Source organism: Bdellovibrio sp. HCB185ZH, assembly GCF_047302455.1.
In the GTDB taxonomy this organism is placed as follows: domain Bacteria; phylum Bdellovibrionota; class Bdellovibrionia; order Bdellovibrionales; family Bdellovibrionaceae; genus Bdellovibrio.
Map to the genome: position 1 here is coordinate 62,838 of NZ_CP178624.1, position 16,481 is coordinate 79,318.

The window sequence follows — 16,481 nt, forward strand, 5'->3', positions numbered from 1 at the left end:
CTTTACTCCGGCATGCCTGCATCGATCCAACGCTTCAGATAGTCAGCTTCGGCGGGTGTGAGCTGCATGTTGACTCGCGGAGGAGGCATAATGCTGTCAGTAAGACCCGGCACTGTGATTTTATACAAGAAGCTCTCGGCACCATTTCTTTGGGTCACAATCGGTTTGTCAAAAGCATCCTTGGCTTCCAGGATGTGAGCGATTGAATCCAAACGTGGATCTTTCGGGCGCTTTGCTAATTCACTGTGACAGCTTAAGCATTTCGCATCAAAGAAAGCCATGCGCAGATTTTTAAAGCTCAACTCCAACTGACCCAAATCCGGTTGCGGCAGAGGATTTGTCGGTGGCGGGGTCGGAACCGGCGAACCACCTGGCGGAGGTGGAGGCGGTGGACCCGGCGGGCCCGGAGGCGTCGGCGGCGCGCCCGGTGGCGGACCTGGAGGACCCGGCGGCTTTGGTGGCGCAGGAGGTGTTCCTGGCGGAGGAGGCAAAGGCATTGGTGATCCCGTCGGAGAAGGAGTCACTGTCGGCTCAGGTGTCGGCGTCGGTGAAGGCTTTGCACCCGTATTACATTCTGGGATTTCTTTCACACGTTGAGCCGCGCGATTGTTCGTTTTATTATCAAAATACGATTGAAGAATTTTAAGTTCACAGGCCGTCAAAGGCTCATAGCCTTTACGGCGCGGAGGCATGTCCCCTGATTCCACAGTCGCCATGATGTCATCACGAACATTGTAAACCCGCTCTTCCGTATCCAATACCGGCGCTTTGGAAGAGTGGCAGTCCATACAAGTTTTTAAAGAGGTTTTGCTGACGACGTAATAGTCGATCAAAGACTCAGAGAACTCATTCACCTTGGGCGCTTTAAGAATGATCTCGCCGGTTTTAAACAAACCCATTTCTTCCATGGCATAGCCACACCCCGAAAGGGCGAAAGAAATTGCAGCGGCTTGTAAAAGAAGAATCCAAGATTTCATCACGGGCAGTTTTACCAAAGAATTCAATTGCAGGGGAGACTCAATCATTCAGAGAGAAAAACTTCCCGTCCTGTCACAAATTTTGACAGTCCCTGCGCCACCCAAATCACCCCATTCAACGGATCCTGCGTCGCCACAAGTCAAAAGTTCTTATTCAGTATGGGACAGCTTAGTCCCGTACTAAGTGAACGTAATTACTGCGAAACCACACATCCTCTCGGGGGATGAACCCAAGCAATTCGGGGTATCGGTCACCCTTCATTGATCCTCGAAAGCAATTCTCTAAACCCACAGCTCCATCAATTGCTCCCTGCTAAGCCCCCGCAACCGAGCTTTAGAAGAAGGTCGACCGTTCGCTTCACATTCGTTCAGTTGAATATAGTCGCGCACGATTTGATAAGGCCTGAATCCCTTAATCACTCTTGTGAAAGGCCGATACTTCCAAACTTTAGGTCCGTCATTTTTAACATTCGGGGTATCGGTCAACCCCTGTGCAAACTGCCCCGCCAGCACTCGCAAAAAACTTTGAATTTGTGACCTTTTCCCACCACGAATCAACAAATGCACATGATCACCTTGAACAGAAAATTGCTCCACCTTTACAAAAAATTTGGATGAATATCTTTTTAACAAGCGAGTCATCAGCGAAAAATTTTTGCTGGATCGTAAACCGTACCGAACCGCTTCTTTATTCACTTTAAATACTAAATGAATTGGATCTTTACTTGAAAGTGGCCGAGCCCCACGGCCCTTCGCGGACTGTCGAAGCGTGCCTCCGTGACAATAACGATGTTTCCAGTGAGGCTTCATATTTAAAAAAGTCTGCTGCTTCATTTTCACAACCTTTGCGAAAGGGTATCGGTCATGGGCGAAAATCCCAGGTTGACCGATACCCCGAATGTCGTAGTGAAGTGCAATTCACAAGCGAACACCCTAGCGAAAAAGAAATGGTTTGATGGAAGATGTTTTCCGATTGTCGGAATTAATCACTGCAAGAGCTGGAGGAGAATTTATTTGCAGGTTAATTTTCTTTTCTATTGAAACCGCCGGGCCTCATTGAAAGTGGTTGAATAAAAACGGGTGACGAACGAATGAATGAAACAACACGCACGCGGGCAAATGAATGAATGTGGAGCGAGTAAACGATCGTGAATTGCAATGAACACCATTGACTGAAGGCCCAAAAAAAGCCAGGTCGCAATGCCTGGCTTTTTGGAAGTTGTTCAGAATAAATTACTTATTCTTCTTAATCGTCAAAGACTGAAAGTTCGCCTGCTGCGAAGCTGGCTTGCGATCGCTGCGAGCGGAGCCGACGCACTCAAAGCGTTGAGTGTCAGTAAGCTCTTTCTCCTCGCCGCATTTTTCAAGGGCTTGTGGGTTGTAGCTTTGGCCTTGAATGGAATCCCAGCATTTCCAGAATTGACCATCGTCTTTTTGCAGGTTGCAAACCGTCACTGCGTACCAGTCGACGTTTTCGTTTTTTTGCACTTTCTCGCGGCATTGTTCAGCGTCTTTTTCGCCAACAAAGCGGTCACAAATTCCCGGTGGGTTCGTCGGCTCTAAAGCCAAAGCAATCAGAGGAATTAATGCGATTAAAACGATAGAGTGCAAAATGTTTTTCATTGTCCTACGCAACCTTAATTTTGAAGAGTACCGAGTAAAGAGCTTTCAACATGTCGGGATCATAACGACCCGCCAATTTCTCTTTCATCATCGTTACTGCATCTATCGGTGTAAGTGGGACATTATATGAGCGCTGAGTTGTCATGGCATCATAGGTATCGGTGATGGCCACAATACGAGCGAACGGGTGGATTTCGTCCCCCATCAATTGTTGGGGATAGCCGTTCCCCGACCAGGACTCATGGTGCTCAAAGCAAGCTGCTTTAATTGCATCTGAGATGTTCGGGTGGTTGTTTAAGATCACTAGACCATACTGGGGATGCATTTTCATTTGCTCCCATTCAGCATCCGTCAGTCCGCCTTTTTTGCAGAGAATATCAAGGCTTACATTGCGTTTACCAATGTCATGGAAAAGGGCGCCGACACCCAGCTCTTCCAGTTCTTTGGGGTTATAGCCCATGGCTTTACCCAAACCCAGAGAATAGATGCTGACATCCAGGGAGTGATTATAGGTATAAAAGTCATGGCCGGAAAGGGAGATCATAAAGCCCATAGCTTCCGGCGCGTTTTCCATCAGGTCGATGAAATCTGTGATGATCGGGCGGGACTCATCCAAGGCTTTGTTCACATCTGGATTTTCAAAAAGATCTTCCATCAGGGCCACTGACGACTCGCGCAGGATTTTTGCTTTCGCAAAAGGATCCAATTTATCAGAGTTCATTTCCTCTTTAACCCAGTCGCGGTAGGTCTGTTTGTCTTCCGTACGCACAAAGAATGAATCCCCTGTGTCACGAGCATGCAGACGCTCGATTTTCCCGTCAGAGAGCTTGTCTCCAGCGCGGAGGTACATGATGTACTTGCCGTCCACCTGCAAAAAGATGTCAAAGCTAGTGACTTTATCAGGACGGATAGTACTGAGGCGAATTCTGAAATATTGAGCGTCGGTCATAGGGAAATTCTGCCATGAATACATTGACTTAGAAATAAAATCCGCAATACTGCCTAACTATGGCCCTTCGTCTAGATACGCAAATTATGTACTTAAAAGGAGTGGGTCCCAAACTGGGAGACCTCTTCGCGCGCAAGGGCTTGAAAACCTTAAGGGACCTCTTTGAGTTTTACCCGCGAGCGTTCGAAGATCAAAGGGCCGCTCGCAACATTGCCAGTCTCAAACCGGACGATATTGTCAGTATCAAGGCCACAGTGCAAGCTGTCCACAGTGTCAATATGGGACGCTCGACACGCAAAATGTACGATGTCGTGGTTCGCGATGCCTCTGGACAAATTCACTGCAAATATTTTCGCGTGCCTTACAAAGGTTATTTTGAACGCTTCAAACCTTTTTCCGAAGTGCGTGTTGTCGGTAAAGTGACCGAGTATCGCGGGCGTTTGGAATTTCATCATCCCGATATTCGTGACATAGAACCAGATGAAGAAAACCAAGATGCCTTGATTCCTCTTTACACAGAAATCGAAGGACTGGCGACCGCGAAAATCATGAAGTTGGTGCGTGCCGCTTTCGCGCAAATCGAAGAGTGGCCCGAGGAAACTCTGCCAAAATGGATGCGCGAAAAATACAATCTGAAATCGCGTAAAGATGCTTTGATGGAAATCCATCATCCGAAACCAGATCGCGCCCACGAGTATGTCGAATTTAAAAGCGAAGCTCAGCGCCGTCTGATTTTCGAAGAGTTTTTCTGGTTGGAACTTTTCCTGGCTGCGAAAAAAGCGGGCTTTCAAAAAGAAGCCGGGCCTTTGATTAATAACGACGGAAAAAAAGTTGCTGCACTGGAAAAATCCCTGCCATTTCCTCTGACGGGCGCGCAAAAACGAGTCTTTGCCGAAATCAAAGCAGATTTCGAAAAAGGTCATCCCATGCATCGTCTGGTTCAAGGAGACGTGGGGAGTGGTAAAACCTTGGTGAGCTTTATGGCGGCGGTTCATGCGGCGGAAAGCGGATTCCAATCCTGTTTGATGGCGCCAACGGAAATCTTAGCCGAGCAACATTTTAAAAATGCCAAAAAAGTTTTAGAGCCTTTGGGTATTCGCCTGTCGTTGTTGGTGGGGAAAACAAAAGTATCCGAAAGAAAGCAAATTCTGTTCGATCTTAAAACCGGCGACACCGATTTGATCATTGGTACTCACGCCCTGATCGAAGACGAAGTGGAATTTGAAAAACTGGGACTTGCGATCATCGACGAGCAACATCGTTTCGGCGTTGAGCAACGTGGTATTTTAAAGAACAAAGGCAACTCGCCACATTTCTTAGTTATGACGGCGACTCCAATTCCTCGTACTTTGGCAATGACTGTGTATGGAGATTTGGATGTTTCCATCATCGACGAAATGCCACCAGGTCGCAGTCCGATCCAAACCCGCGCGATTTTTGAAAACAAACGCTCCCAGGCGTTGCAGTTTATGCTCGAGCAGTTGCAAAAAGGTCGTCAGGCTTATTTCGTATACCCATTGGTGGAGGAGTCTGAAAAGATCGATCTAAAAAACGCCGTGGAAGAGTTTGAAAAACTGAAAGCGCAATTCCCGAAGGTGAAATTCGGTTTACTGCACGGAAAAATGAAACCTGATGAAAAAGACGCAGTGATGGATCAATTCCGCCGTCACGAAATCCAAGTGCTCGTTTCCACAACCGTGATCGAAGTCGGCGTCGACGTCCCGAATGCCAATATCATGATCATCGAACACGCCGAGCGTTTTGGATTATCCCAGTTGCATCAGCTCCGTGGCCGTGTCGGCCGGGGAGAACATAAGTCCTTCTGTATCTTGATCATGGGCTATGCCGTTTCCGAAGAGGGCAAGCAGCGCACTGAGTTCATGGAAAAAACCACCGATGGCTTCAAAATTTCCGAGTTCGATCTAGAAATGCGTGGCCCAGGGGAGTTCATGGGAACTCGCCAATCAGGTCTTGCCGGATTTAAAATGGCAAACCTGGTGCGCGACATGGAGCTGTTACAACAAGCCCGTGAAGCCGCCTTCGAAGTGCTTAAAAAAGATCCATCTCTGGTATGGCCTGACAACCGACCAATGAAGCAAGAACTTCTGCGTGAACACGGTCCCGCCGCTTTGGCTTCCATCGCTTAGAGCCCGGTCGCAAAAAATCTCTGAGCTTCTGGACAGTGGAATTTAAGTGACTCCCGAGGTCGCATAATTTTTCAGCATAAAAAAACTCTTTCACACGGAAATTGCCCACGCATTAAGCGCACACTGCCGATTGATTTAGCAAATGAGCGTTTTTGATTCTGAGTCATCACCGGACGTGATAAAAGCTCGTCCCTTATGCAGCATGATTTACAAAAAGCGGATGATCAAAAAATTCGCACTGAATTGTTTTCGACTTCGAACCAAATCATTAAAAAAATCCGCATGCTTGAGAAAGATCATTCCGACTTTCTTCTGTGTGATCAAACGATGTATCACGATTGGCGCAAACTCACTTTCCGAGAAGAGTTGCAAGAAATTGAAGCACTCGAAAAACGCCAGAAGGTTCTAAATACTTTTCAGGTCCACCTTAGCTATATCGCAACCACATCGCAGGTTTCGCCTGCGCAGGCCTATGCGATCCTTAAAGAAGAGGAAACTCAGTATCAGGCGGGGGACGACGTCTGGAAGTACGTTGTCGATAATCTGCGAAAAACGCGTTATGAAACCGCCACTCAAACTCCACCAGGAAATCCAAAGATTTCCGCTGAGTCCGTTGAGAAAGTAGACTTTGCAGAAATATTTTTTAAAGACGATTCGGCACTCAGCGGTCTCAAGCGAACGGCTCGGTCAGTGTATCACTACCTAAATGACATCGATAATCAGAAAATGGAACAGCATCTGGCAGATCCAGCCGCTGGATATCGCTTGTTTAAGGAAAGTCTGCAAATCACGATCAAATGCGGTGATTGGCATCTGTTGGGAAGACTTTGGAAAAATGCAGATCCTTCGTATCGACAAAGATACCTGCACAATATGCCCCTTCATCTTAAAAAGTTTTGGCAAAAGGTCATTTCTGAAAACGATCGTGACGAATCCCTCCGTGATGCGGGAGCGGATGCAGACTCTGTCTTGAGTTCGACCTACCATAAACTCGTCCGTTTACTTCATCCTGATAAGCTTACTGGTGCGACTGTGGCGTACCAACAGTGGGCCTCGGTAAAATGGCAACGAACTCAAGTGGCCTATCAGCAGGGCGATGCTGCTGCTTTAAAGCGACTGGAATTGCTATGTCTTGCAGAATTAGGTCAGCTGAATGATCTCACCATCGAGGAGATTTCCAGGTGCTCGGATTTATTTAAAACAGAGCTCGAATCGTTAAAGAAAAGTCTCGCTCAGTGCAGTAAGAATCCGGCCTGGAAGTTCTCCAGTCGTCGCAGTTACGAATCATTGAAGGAAAGTGAACATGCAGAATTAAGAAAACGCTTGATCCCATTGCGGGCAGACGTCTCGGCCATGGAAGTTTTGTTGGAAGGCTATGCCAGTCAGTGCGAACCTTAGTAAGAGTGAGCACTTTTGACGTTATTCGGAGCCGCAGCGGAAATAAAAATTAGCGTGTTGCCCGCAAACGGTCTATTTTTTAGCTCCCACTTCGAACCAATCAATGTTCAAGCAGCGTAAAACTTCTGAATCGGAAGGCGCAGCTTTTTTGGTGGCCTTCTCGACAGTCTCCACCAGAATTTTTCGGATGTCATTCGCGGCATCTTGCGATAAAGCCATGGGGCCCGAGTAAAACAAATTCTTTTCTGAAGGATTCTCCATCGCTTGCAGGCCCTTTAAGCGCCAGTTGGAGTGGTGACGATTGACGAACGGGGAATCATGTCCCACGTGAGTCACTTGAGGGCCGATATCTAAACGCCCTTTCTTTTCGACGATCAGCTCGTGACTCTTTAAAAAGTCGATCACTTTACTTACCAAAGCGCGATCCAAGTTTAGATGCTGGGCAACGGCTGCGGCACTGTCGAGATGAGGAATGGAAACCCCCAAGCGAACAGCGCTGTAATACCACTGAGAATAAAACGTCGCTTTATCTTCATCAGTAAACTTTTGGTATTTCACACGGTTTTTTAATGCTGTGGCGGCGGTGCGAAGTTGTTCTAGTTGCTTCTCGAAATAAGTTTGCAATTCCCGGTTTCCAGCGCGGTTCTTTTGAATCAGCAACATGAAGTAATCGCGCTCTAAATCAGTGAAGCCAATGAATGAAGAAATGGCGAGACCTTGCTCCACCGTTAAATCCCGATCACCACGAAATATCTGACTCATCACCACCGAGTTCACGTTCAAATGCAAAGCCATCTGGCGGAGCTGTCCATGGCCATTGCGCGGCTGGCTTGCGATCCATTCGTTGATGCAGTGTTTATAGTCGTGAAAGTCAAAAATGTTCATGGAATGCTTCCTTTGATCCCGAAATTTAAAGTTAGCGTAAATGTTAATTTTATAGCTAACAATTAAATTAATAGATGTAGAATGCAAATTCCAACGGGGCATACTGAGTTTATTCAACCATTGAATAAACACGGAGGTTTAATGAAATCAGCATTGGTGACAGCAGGATTGCTAGTTTTTGCTTTGCAAAGTCACGGGAAACCGCAAGGTGGAGTGGATGGTGGCGGAGGCAAGAGTGTGGTTTGCCGCAACTCGAAAGGCCAAATCACTTCAGCACAAACTTTGGATCTGTTTGAAGCAAAGAACGTCTATAATTTAAAATTGATACAATTTAAAGGAAGTGCGGAAGAAATTTCTGCCAAGGTTCAAGCTAAACTCAAGGACTCCATCGGTTCCGGCTACGATTACAATCCATTCTATGCGCGCGTTAATAGAATTATGAAATTCGTTCCGCCCAGTGCTGTTATCAAACCGATTGATGATGCGGCAGAAGTGGTTTTGCCAAAAAACTGTCAACTCGAGCAGCTGGCGCACTATGTGGATGACGAAACTCTGTTAGTAAGTCAGGAAATTTGGAATCATCTTTCCAATGCCGAAAAAGCCGCCTTAATTTCCCACGAAGCCGTTTATCGCGTCGATCGCGCCTTTGGTGCGAAGGACTCTCGAAGAGCTCGCCGTATTGTTGCCCATTTGTTCTCTGACTTCACATTAGAGGAAGTAAGTGGCGACATGCCCAAGGGAGCAAAAAGTTGTACGGCTTCACTTAAGGGGCGCATGACTTACCAATTTAATTATTATCCATCCACGGATGGCCGAAAAACAGTCATGCAATTTGAGTGGTTTGATGGGAAGCCCGTTTTTACCAAGAAAACGGCAACATTTCCCATCGCATTGCCTTGGCTTAGCAGTCTCCCAAATCGCTGCAACGGAAATCCTGAATGCAAAGTTACTGAGGGAGTCGTTGCCTCTAAGTTTGAAGGCGTAGGTTCCGTTCAGGTTTCTCGTGGTATCTTTAAAGATGGCCCGTATGATCGCGAGATGTTTTACATAGAGGACGCCATCGGCAAGCATACCTTAAACTGCTATCCTGGTTCTGATGACAATGTCGTACAGTTGGAAGTAACCAAATCCACACGTTATGTTATTCCTGCTCATACCAGCAGTTGCTATGCGCGAAAAGTTGCGGTGGACAACGGGACTGTGCCAGAGCTTGATGTTCCGGGTGCCTACTGGCAAATACCAAAATTACTATTTAAGCAAACCAAACCTGATCGCGATTTGTTCATTAGTGCAGTCAAGGTCATTGTTTCAGATGTAGATGGGCGCGAGACAACATGTGCTTACGGTGGAGAGCAGCTCGCGGCTTTAAGTTCTCAGTGGTGGAATACCAAGACAAAAGAAGCTCTTATTCCTATGGGCACAACCACTTTTGGTACAGATTGCCCGATTTCATGCGGCGGGTTTGATATGGACAAGCCTTATACGGCTACTGGAACGGTGAAAGTATACGGCTATGCTCAAGGGGAAAAGGAGGATGATGTTGAAGGAGTGGTTCTGTCGGCTCCGATCACCATCTCCAATTTCTAATCTCCAATTTCAAATTTCCATTACGGTCCAGCGTCAAACGCCGATTTCAAAAAAAAATCGGCGTTTTTATTTTCTCAAAAAATATTTTTTTCGAACTTGCCTTAGGAAACAAACTCCCTCATGCTTTTGTTAGGAGTCGCTTGGATAGGGACTTCTACGTACACAAGGATGTGTTCTTCATGAATAAGTTTTCTATCGGCACGATTGCCGCTTCAATTTTATTTTCTACCTCTGTCTTCGCAGCGGTTCCTCAGTATAAAGTGAACATGCGCGTGGGCCTTAAAGGTTCTGCTCCTATTTCTATTAACACGGTCGCGAAATCTGGCAAAAAAGCTTACATCAGCGAATTTTCTGACGATGGACAAAATGAGTTGATCGTGGAAGTGATGGCTCGCAAATCCCAGCAAAATAACAAAGCGGGCTTATATATGGATGTGACTGTCACAAAACGTGTGCGTGGGCAGAAGAAAATCTCTGAGCGCACTCAGGTTTTCGCTCCTGAAAATCAAGAAACCGAATACGGTGTCAGTGGTAAAGGCAAGATGGCTGGCAATCTTTCGCTTGCCGTCATGGCGCATCAACTTTAATAAAATTTGTGAAGTTCCTTTGCTTTGGTGGGTTCATCATGTTGCAATTTTTCTCGCATGGAGGGAATTATGCAAAAATGGACTCGTCTATTTATTACGTCAGCACTTGCGGTTACGACTGCTAGTCCTGCATACGCAGGAAGCCTTTTGAGATTCAACTCAGGGACAGTAAATCCTGGCTTGCAAGCTCAAGCTCTTACTTTCTCTGATAAAGTCGCTTCAGACTATATCGTTCAATTTTCTAACAAGATCACAGCGAAGGATCGCTCTGCTCTTCAAGCTCGCTTTGAAGTGTTCGGCTACTTGCCGGACGATGCCTTGGTGGTGCGTGGGACATTGTCGGACTTGAATTCATTCCGTCAAACTCACCCAGGTATTTACGCTATTGTAAAATACCAAGCGCAATACAAAATCAGCAGTGATATCGCTCCTGTAAGCGTATTTAATAAAGATCAATCTCAAAGTCTTTTGATCCAACTATTCAAAGCATCTGATGCAAAATCAGTGGTGGCGGCATTGAAAAAAATGAATGCAAGCCTTCAAGTGGTGAACGGAAAATCAATCGTTGCCTTGGTTTCTCGTGGTCAAATCTACAACATCGCAAACTTGACGGGTGTTGAGCACGTTCAAAGCACTCCGGAAATCACAACTATGGATTTCCCGTTGGATCAAAAAATGGATCCAATCGTTAAAGGTGCTGGCGATTATTCAGATATCAAAGGTGACGAAACAGGAACTAAAACGATGAAGTTTGATTCTGTTTGGGCTTTGGGTCTAACGGGTCGCGGTCAAATCGCTGCGATGGCAGATACAGGTTTGGATTCTGGTAACATTAACCAAATCGCATCAGATTTTTCTGGCGCAGTTAAATCTGGTTACGCTTTTGGTTTGTGGGCTAAAACTTGGGAAGATCCAATGGGTCACGGAACTCACGTAGCGGGTTCTATCATGTCACGTGGGACAGCTTCTGGTGGCAGACTTAAAGGTGGCGCCTACGATGCAATGATGGTTGCTGAAGGTATGTGGTCTCCTATGCTTAATGGTTTAAGTGTTCCTTCTAAGCTTGCAGATTTGTTTGAAAAAGCAAATGCAGACGGTGCGCGCGTTCACTCAAACTCTTGGGGCGCAGTTAAGAACTTTGGTGCTTACGATTCTATGGCGGTTCAAGTTGACGAGTGGATGAACAACAACCAAGACATGCTTGTGATCTTCGCAGCTGGTAACAGCGGTGTCGACATGAACAAAGACGGTCGCATCGATGGCGGTTCTATCGGAACGCCAGGTACTGCGAAAAACGTCCTGACTGTGGGTGCTTCTAAAAATAAAACTTCCACAGGCGGTATCCAGGTTCCAGTGAGCAAGCTTCGTGCAGCGGCTGAATCTTGGTCTGCAGAGCCGATTTTCTCATCTATGTTGTCTGACCGTGATGATGGTATCGCGATGTTCTCTTCCCGTGGTCCTACTTTGGATGGCCGTGTGAAACCAGAGATCGTCGCTCCAGGTACAAACATCCTTTCAAACCGTTCTCACATCAAAAATGCTTCTCCACTTTGGGGTGCATACAATGATGACTATGCTTGGTCGGGTGGTACTTCCATGGCGACTCCTCTAACAGCTGGTGCAGTGACTATCACTCGCCAAATGTTGGTTGAAAAATGGGGCGTGCACAATCCTTCTGCAGCGGTGCTAAAAGCAATGATCATGCACTCTGCTGATGATTTGTACCCTGGTCAGTTCGGTGAGGTGGGCGCAGCGAAAGGCCAAGAGCTTTTGACTCGCAGACCAAACTCTGACGAAGGTTACGGCCGCGTGAACATGGATAACATGGTTAAAATGATGAGCAATACTATCGTTGCTGATGACCGTGACGGTGTGGCGACAAACCAATCTGAAACTTATGAGTTCAAATTAAATGGTTCGGGTAAACTGTATGCAAACTTGGTTTGGACAGATGCTCCAGGTTCTGCGAATGCTTCAAAAGCATTGGTGAATGACCTTGATTTGATTTTAACTGGTCCAAATGGAACGATTTCCATGAACGATCACGTGAACAATGCGGAGATGATTGAAACGACTTTGCCAGCTGGCGATTACAAGCTGACAGTTAAAGGTAACAACGTTCCTGCAGGCAAAAACGGTGGCCGTCAGCCATACGCTCTTGTTTTCAGCGTTCAGTAGTGACTGTTTAGTAATTAATCGATTATTGATTAAGTAATTGAAATAATTGAATAAAAGCCCCATTTTCCATGGGGCTTTTTTCGTTTGAAAACCTTGGAAAACTTTTCCAATGCGCCGCTCAGATTTGATAACTCGTGTCAAATTTGATAGAACTAGCACGGTTATAAGTGGCTATAAGTGGAGGTTTCCTGATGCTGACGTTCAATATCGGCGATAATGCAGTTTATCCCGGCTATGGTGTGGTAAAGGTCGTCGCGATCGAGACAAAAGAAATGCTCGGCGCAAAGATCTCTTTCTACAACATGCAGTTGGTAGATACGGGCCTTAAAATCATGATCCCTACAACAAACGTTAAGTCTGCGGGTCTTCGCCCGATCATCTCTAAAGATGAAGCAGCTCGCGTTGTTAGCATCCTAAAAGAAAAAGACGTAAAAATTGACAATCAAACATGGAATCGCCGTTACCGCGAGTACATGGAAAAGATCAAAACTGGATCTGTATTCGAAATCGCTGAAGTTTTGCGCGATTTGTTCCTTTTGAAAGCAGATAAAGAGCTTTCCTTCGGCGAACGCAAGATGCTTGATTCAGCACGTTCCCTTTTGTTGAAAGAGCTGACTTTGGCTACGAGCGAGGCTGAACTGTTCAACGAAGAAGAAGTGAAAGCGATCTTCGGCATCACTGGTTAATTTGCCAGGTTCCTGACAAAACGTCAGTGGACGAATTTAAAATTTCATATTACGTTTAAGGCCTGGATTTTCCGGGCCTTTTTCTTTTTTTGGAGCCGACTCAATGTCTTCACAAATTTCCTCTAAAGTTCGCGTTCGTTTTGCACCTTCCCCAACAGGTTATTTGCACGTTGGGGGCGCAAGAACGGCTTTGTACAACTACCTTTTCGCTAAGAAAAACGGTGGTGAATTCATCCTGCGTATCGAAGACACGGACGAAGCTCGCTCAACTCAAGAATCTTTGCGTGGAGTTGTCGACGACCTGGTTTGGTTGAACTTGTTGTGGGCTGAGGGCGTGGACCCTGTCACTTTGAAAGACGTCGGTCCTAATGGTCCTTACAAACAAAGCGAGCGCATGGACATCTATAAGAAAATTGCCGAGCAGCTTTTGGCTGAAGGCAAAGCTTATTACTGCTTTCTGACGGATGCGGAAATTGAAGTCCAGCGTGAAGCTCAGATGAAGGCGGGCGGTCAGCCGCATATTCAATCTCCGTATGCGGATTGGACTTTGGATCAAGCGAAAACCAAGATGGCTGAGGGTGGCACTCCACCAGTCGTTCGTTTTAAAACGAAGCATCTTAAAAAAGACTACATCTTTAACGACATCGTTCGCGGCGAAGTAAAATTCCCATCCGACATGGTTGGTGATTTCGTTCTTCTTCGTGGTGGTGGTATGCCGGTTTATAACTTCTGCTGCGTAGTTGACGATCATTTGATGAAAATGACCCATGTCTTCCGTGCGGAAGAGCATCTTCCAAACACTCTTCGTCAGTTGATGATTTACGAAGCGATGGGATGGAAAGCACCTGAGTTCGGTCACATGGCTTTGATCCTGGATGAAGACCGTCAAAAACTTTCTAAACGTAAAGGTGCCGTGGCTTGTGGTCAGTTGAAAGACGAAGGCTACTTGGCGTCGGCGGTTTTGAATTTCATCGCTCTTCTTGGTTGGTCACATCCTGAAGGCAAAGAGATCATGTCGGTTGATGACATGGTTGCAGCTTTTGATATTTCTCGTTTGAATCCATCGGGCGCCATCTTTGACCGTGTGAAGTTCAAATGGATGAATGCGCAGCACTTGCGTGCTTTGCCAAATGCAGAGTTATGGAAGGCGATTCAGCCGTTCCTTGCTCGCGAAAAAATGGATTTGCCTTCAGATCCAGTATGGCAGGACAAGTCTTTGAACTTGTTTAAGCCGTACATGGAAGTGTTGGCCGATGCGATCACTTTGTATCGTCCACTGAATGACAACTCTTACGTGATTCAACCAGACGCTGAAGAAGTGATGAAGCTTGAAACGACGAAAGCAGTTCTTTCGACTTGGAAAGAATTGGTTCAGGCCCATGGCTCTGAATACATGACCGAAGAAGAATTCCTGAAAATCCAAGACGAAGTGAAAAATAAAACGGGTGCTAAAGGTAAAAACCTGTTCCAGCCAATTCGTGTGGCTGTGATCGGTCAGCCTCACGGAGCAGAGCTCAAAATCCTGGTGCCGTTGATGAAAAAGCAATCTCTTGTGGCGCGTGCAGAAATAGCACTAGCGACAATCGCTTAAAGGCCACTTCTTAGGTACGGACACACTTTTGGTAGCAGCAACGTGTTACTGGAAGATGTTTGAATCTGATAGAAAGGTAAGGCCTTACCTGAAACGGTACGGACTTACCTGGTAAATTAAATATTGAATGAATGTGCGGCTAAGTAAGGCCGTACCTTTTGAGGAAATTATGTCTTTGAAGATTTACAACTCTCAATCCCGTCAGTCCGAGGAATTTATTCCTTATGATCCCAAACACGTGAAAATGTATGTGTGTGGTCCGACGGTCTATAACTTCCTGCATGTGGGTAATTTCCGCGGGCCGGTTGTGTTCAATATGGTTCGTAATTGGTTGGAGTATCTGGGGTATAAAGTTTCTTATGCTTTGAATTTTACCGATGTCGACGACAAGATTATCGCGAAGGCAAATGAACTGGGCATGGCTCCTGGGGAGCTTTCTGAAAAGTACATCGCTGAATATAAAACCGACTTTGCGAGCTTGGGGCTTCGTCCTCACGACATGAATCCCAAGGTGACTGAGCATATGGAAGATATTCTTTCGATGGTTGGTACTTTGATTGATAAAAAAGTGGCTTACGAAGCGCAAGGCGATGTTCTTTACTCGATCGAAACTTTCAAAGACTATGGCAAGCTAAGTGGTCGTCACACTGACGAATTGCTGGCAGGTGCCCGTGTGGAAGTGGACGAGAAAAAGCGCTCTCCAATGGACTTTGCTTTGTGGAAAGCTGCGAAGCCAGGGGAAATCTCTTGGCCTTCTCCATGGGGACCAGGGCGTCCAGGCTGGCACATTGAGTGCTCGGCGATGATTAAAAATATTTTTGGTGATCAGATCGACATCCACGGTGGTGGCATGGATTTGATTTTCCCGCATCACGAAAATGAAATCGCGCAGTCGGAAGGCTGCACGGGCAAGCATTTTGTAAAATACTGGATGCATAACAATATGCTGAACTTCGGCGGGCAAAAAATGTCGAAGTCATTGGGTAATATCGTATCACTTCGTGAATTTGTGACGATGTACAATGCTGAAATTTATAAGTGGATGATTCAGTCTGTTCATTATCGCACGATGAGTGAATTCGGTGATGCAGCAGTGGATCGCGCGATCTCGGGCCTTGCCCGAGTTTACTCTGCGATGGCGATGGCGGAAAGCTATCTTGCTCCTGAGGTCACTCAAGTGGATGCAGGGTTTGCGAAAATCACAGATGAAGCGTGGAAAAAAGTTGAAGCGGCGATGAATGATGACTTCGGAACTCCGGAAGTCTTCGCTGCGATGTTTGAAGTGGTTCGCCAGTTCAACAACCAAGTTCGCCGTGGGATGAAAGCAAACCCAGCGATTCAAGGGAAATCTTTGGCATTCTCGCTGTTCATTAAGAAAATGGGCGCAGTACTTGCGATGTTCCAAGAACCTGCCCATGATTTCTTGATCAAGCTGGATAACATGCTTTTGGATAAAGCAAACATCAAACGCGCCGACGTCGATGCGGTGGTTGCAGAACGTTCCGCGGCTCGCGCGAATAAAGATTTTGCAAAATCAGATGAGCTTCGTAACAAGCTGGTCGCGATGAATATTTCTGTGAGCGACACGCCAGAAGGTTCCTTCTGGGAAGTCACTAAGTAGAGATTGGAAATTGGAAATTTGAAATTGGATGGGGAGGGCTTCGGTTGAAGCCCTTTTTTTTATCTCGAATCCGTTGGTGAGTTCGGAGATGTATTCATCACTTACACTCGCATTTCCATAAAAGTTTCAACGTAACATTACACCGACGCATGCAGCTACCGGAGCGGAGGTGGAAATTGCATCGCTGTCATACTTGCCGAGAAAATGTTTCGATACGAAATGAATTGCCGCAACCAGTTACCGAAGCGGAGG

The 16,481-nt window shown here is 46.3% G+C and carries 13 protein-coding genes; 8 read left to right on the forward strand and 5 right to left on the reverse strand.

Annotation, left to right across the window (positions count from 1 at the left end; translation table 11 throughout):
• Positions 1–2 precede the first annotated feature (2 nt).
• The 4 genes from ACLSU7_RS00285 to ACLSU7_RS00300 all read right to left on the reverse strand — a co-directional run bounded on the left by ACLSU7_RS00285 (position 3) and on the right by ACLSU7_RS00300 (position 3,549).
• The gene (locus ACLSU7_RS00285; protein ID WP_413293523.1) at positions 3–1,025 is read right to left on the reverse strand and encodes a hypothetical protein; all 1,023 of its coding nucleotides are present in this window, start codon (positions 1,023–1,025) and stop codon (positions 3–5) included.
• 234 nt (positions 1,026–1,259) lie between these two features.
• Complete coding sequence (locus ACLSU7_RS00290; protein ID WP_413293524.1) at positions 1,260–1,811, reverse strand: transposase; 552 nt, start codon at positions 1,809–1,811, stop codon at positions 1,260–1,262.
• A 399-nt stretch (positions 1,812–2,210) separates the two neighbouring features.
• Positions 2,211–2,600: a hypothetical protein gene (locus ACLSU7_RS00295; protein ID WP_413293525.1), complete on the reverse strand. Its 390-nt coding sequence runs from the start codon at positions 2,598–2,600 to the stop codon at positions 2,211–2,213.
• A gap of 4 nt (positions 2,601–2,604) precedes the next feature.
• A complete protein-coding gene (locus tag ACLSU7_RS00300; protein WP_142700665.1) occupies positions 2,605–3,549 on the reverse strand; it encodes an HD-GYP domain-containing protein in 945 nt (314 codons plus the stop codon).
• A gap of 86 nt (positions 3,550–3,635) precedes the next feature.
• On the opposite strand from ACLSU7_RS00300, the gene recG reads away from it, so the two are divergent.
• Positions 3,636–5,696: an ATP-dependent DNA helicase RecG gene (gene recG, locus ACLSU7_RS00305; protein WP_413295444.1), complete on the forward strand. Its 2,061-nt coding sequence runs from the start codon at positions 3,636–3,638 to the stop codon at positions 5,694–5,696.
• Positions 5,697–5,891: 195 nt separating this feature from the next.
• Complete coding sequence (locus tag ACLSU7_RS00310) at positions 5,892–7,094, forward strand: hypothetical protein (RefSeq protein ID WP_413293526.1); 1,203 nt, start codon at positions 5,892–5,894, stop codon at positions 7,092–7,094.
• 72 nt (positions 7,095–7,166) lie between these two features.
• Here the strand turns inward: ACLSU7_RS00310 and ACLSU7_RS00315 are convergent, their stop codons facing one another.
• Positions 7,167–7,979 carry a TIGR02147 family protein gene (locus ACLSU7_RS00315; RefSeq protein WP_413293527.1) on the reverse strand — a complete coding sequence of 271 codons (813 nt, stop codon included), beginning with the start codon at positions 7,977–7,979 and terminating at the stop codon, positions 7,167–7,169.
• A 141-nt stretch (positions 7,980–8,120) separates the two neighbouring features.
• On the opposite strand from ACLSU7_RS00315, the gene ACLSU7_RS00320 reads away from it, so the two are divergent.
• The 6 genes from ACLSU7_RS00320 to cysS all read left to right on the forward strand — a co-directional run bounded on the left by ACLSU7_RS00320 (position 8,121) and on the right by cysS (position 16,229).
• Positions 8,121–9,566, forward strand: coding sequence for a hypothetical protein (locus ACLSU7_RS00320; RefSeq protein WP_413293528.1), 1,446 nt, complete (start codon positions 8,121–8,123; stop codon positions 9,564–9,566).
• Positions 9,567–9,745: 179 nt separating this feature from the next.
• Positions 9,746–10,153, forward strand: a complete 408-nt coding sequence (locus ACLSU7_RS00325; RefSeq protein WP_413293529.1) for a hypothetical protein — start codon at positions 9,746–9,748, stop codon at positions 10,151–10,153.
• A 69-nt stretch (positions 10,154–10,222) separates the two neighbouring features.
• Complete coding sequence (locus ACLSU7_RS00330; RefSeq protein WP_413293530.1) at positions 10,223–12,331, forward strand: S8 family serine peptidase; 2,109 nt, start codon at positions 10,223–10,225, stop codon at positions 12,329–12,331.
• Between the two features lie 191 nt (positions 12,332–12,522).
• Positions 12,523–13,017: a CarD family transcriptional regulator gene (locus ACLSU7_RS00335; RefSeq protein WP_088613941.1), complete on the forward strand. Its 495-nt coding sequence runs from the start codon at positions 12,523–12,525 to the stop codon at positions 13,015–13,017.
• Positions 13,018–13,120: 103 nt separating this feature from the next.
• Entirely contained in the window at positions 13,121–14,608 is a 1,488-nt protein-coding gene (gene gltX, locus ACLSU7_RS00340) for a glutamate--tRNA ligase (protein WP_413293531.1), read from the forward strand.
• Between the two features lie 169 nt (positions 14,609–14,777).
• A complete protein-coding gene (gene cysS / locus ACLSU7_RS00345; RefSeq protein WP_413293532.1) occupies positions 14,778–16,229 on the forward strand; it encodes a cysteine--tRNA ligase in 1,452 nt (483 codons plus the stop codon).
• Positions 16,230–16,481 lie beyond the last annotated feature (252 nt).

Bases quoted from the DNA above. Each gene is read 5' to 3' on its own strand.
- ACLSU7_RS00320 (WP_413293528.1), top strand. From the start codon at position 8,121: ATGAAATCAGCATTGGTGACAGCAGGATTGCTAGTTTTTGCTTTGCAA.
- ACLSU7_RS00335 (WP_088613941.1), top strand. From the start codon at position 12,523: ATGCTGACGTTCAATATCGGCGATAATGCAGTTTATCCCGGCTATGGT.
- ACLSU7_RS00315 (WP_413293527.1), bottom strand. From the start codon at position 7,979: ATGAACATTTTTGACTTTCACGACTATAAACACTGCATCAACGAATGG.
- gltX (WP_413293531.1), top strand. From the start codon at position 13,121: ATGTCTTCACAAATTTCCTCTAAAGTTCGCGTTCGTTTTGCACCTTCC.
- ACLSU7_RS00285 (WP_413293523.1), bottom strand. From the start codon at position 1,025: ATGATTGAGTCTCCCCTGCAATTGAATTCTTTGGTAAAACTGCCCGTG.
- ACLSU7_RS00330 (WP_413293530.1), top strand. From the start codon at position 10,223: ATGCAAAAATGGACTCGTCTATTTATTACGTCAGCACTTGCGGTTACG.
- recG (WP_413295444.1), top strand. From the start codon at position 3,636: ATGTACTTAAAAGGAGTGGGTCCCAAACTGGGAGACCTCTTCGCGCGC.
- ACLSU7_RS00310 (WP_413293526.1), top strand. From the start codon at position 5,892: ATGCAGCATGATTTACAAAAAGCGGATGATCAAAAAATTCGCACTGAA.
- cysS (WP_413293532.1), top strand. From the start codon at position 14,778: ATGTCTTTGAAGATTTACAACTCTCAATCCCGTCAGTCCGAGGAATTT.
- ACLSU7_RS00290 (WP_413293524.1), bottom strand. From the start codon at position 1,811: ATGAAGCAGCAGACTTTTTTAAATATGAAGCCTCACTGGAAACATCGT.
- ACLSU7_RS00295 (WP_413293525.1), bottom strand. From the start codon at position 2,600: ATGAAAAACATTTTGCACTCTATCGTTTTAATCGCATTAATTCCTCTG.
- ACLSU7_RS00300 (WP_142700665.1), bottom strand. From the start codon at position 3,549: ATGACCGACGCTCAATATTTCAGAATTCGCCTCAGTACTATCCGTCCT.
- ACLSU7_RS00325 (WP_413293529.1), top strand. From the start codon at position 9,746: ATGAATAAGTTTTCTATCGGCACGATTGCCGCTTCAATTTTATTTTCT.